This is a genomic window from Streptococcus sp. 27098_8_86 (assembly GCF_041432595.1).
Classification (GTDB): domain Bacteria; phylum Bacillota; class Bacilli; order Lactobacillales; family Streptococcaceae; genus Streptococcus; species Streptococcus pneumoniae_F.
On sequence record NZ_JAPVZW010000027.1, the window covers coordinates 1 to 1,399 of the forward strand.

The 1,399-nt window shown below is 36.7% G+C and carries 2 protein-coding genes; both read left to right on the forward strand.

Translation table 11 applies throughout. The features are described 5' to 3' along the window. A partial coding sequence (locus O3616_RS10000; RefSeq protein ID WP_371638790.1) for a DNA/RNA non-specific endonuclease occupies window positions 1-932 on the forward strand: 932 nt, incomplete at its 5' end. A gap of 5 nt (window positions 933-937) precedes the next feature. Next, window positions 938-1,390, forward strand: a complete 453-nt coding sequence (locus O3616_RS10005) for a hypothetical protein (RefSeq protein ID WP_371638791.1) — start codon at window positions 938-940, stop codon at window positions 1,388-1,390. The last annotated feature ends 9 nt before the right edge of the window (window positions 1,391-1,399 follow it).

Below are 1,399 nucleotides of genomic sequence, written 5' to 3' on the forward strand. Positions count from 1 at the left end.
AGGAGACAGGAAAAGCCCTCTGGGATAAAGTTACCCATATGGATGCCTATGACGCAGGAGGCTTGACCTTTGAGATTGTCAGTCTTTTTGTCGGCCCAGCAGCTGTAGGGAAGATGGCTAAGGGTACGAAGTTAGGAGCTAAGGTAGCTGAGATGATTAGCCTAGCCAAGAACAGTACCAAAGCAAGAATTCTCGCAAATGTTGAAAAATGGGGATCAAAGGTTGACAATATCCTGTCTAAGAGCAATAATGTCATTGGAAAATTTGGCGAGAAATTATTAGACACCCGAATCCCGGTTGGCATTCGTAAAAAGGCATTTGCCTTTGCGGGAGGTATGGGAACCATGCCTACCTTCAGCGTTGAGAGTAAGACTCTGCGTGATGTGATGCACTTCTCTAGCAAACATGCGGATGATGTGGTGAGAGTTTCTGATGATGCTGGAAAAGTAGCGGATAAGGTCGGTGATATACTTCGAGATGGTTCTCACTTTGACGGTGCAAGGAAATTAAAGCCCAATGTTCGATATCAGGCTGGAGAGCATAATTATTTATATCAGACAGACGAGTTGGGGCGTATTAGTGAAGCGTACGCAGATAACTTGCAATTAAAGCTACATGATGGTAGACTACGACATAAAGGAAATACACCGGATAAATTACCTGATGATCATGCGGGTCATATATTTGGAGATTTATTTGGTGGATCGCCTGAGTTGGATAACTTGTTATCTCAGGCGAAAGATGTTAACTTGAAAGAGTATCGTCGTCTTGAGAGAGAATGGATGAATGCACTTAAGAATAATAAAAAAGTTAGCGTAAGTGTCAAAATTAAGTATGATGGCAACTCATTAAGGCCATCAAAATTTCAAGTTCGATATAAAATTGATAGAAAAACAAGAATAGAGATTATTAGAAATATCAATAAGAGGTAGTTAGTATGAATAGAGTATTCGAAGATCAATTGATGGATATTCAATCCGATATGATTTCTTTATCACTCGAGTATGTAGAAAATAAAGCAGAGACAGTTTATATATATGTGGTTTTAGAGGATGGTTTAGTTTCTTTTGATGTTTTTTATAAAATTGGTGGATTCATTTCTGAGAAAAGTGATGTAAATGAGTATTTGTCAGAAAAAATTAATGATTCAGATGATATCCAATTCTCGCTATTAGAATATGGAATAGAGGATGCAGAAAAGATAGAAGTACTTTTTGAAGAGAACTCTAAAGAAGTACCTACTGAAATAAGATTGGTATATGATGTGAAAAATAATAGTCTTAAAAGCAATTACAGATACGATGCAATGTATGAAAAAAATGAAGATTTATCAGTATCAGATGTTTTTGAATCTTGGATACAGGAAGAAAAATCGAAATTAATCACATAAAAGCTAGTG

Excerpts from the sequence above, each read along its gene's own strand:
- O3616_RS10005 (WP_371638791.1), top strand. The coding sequence starts at position 938 with ATGAATAGAGTATTCGAAGATCAATTGATGGATATTCAATCCGATATG.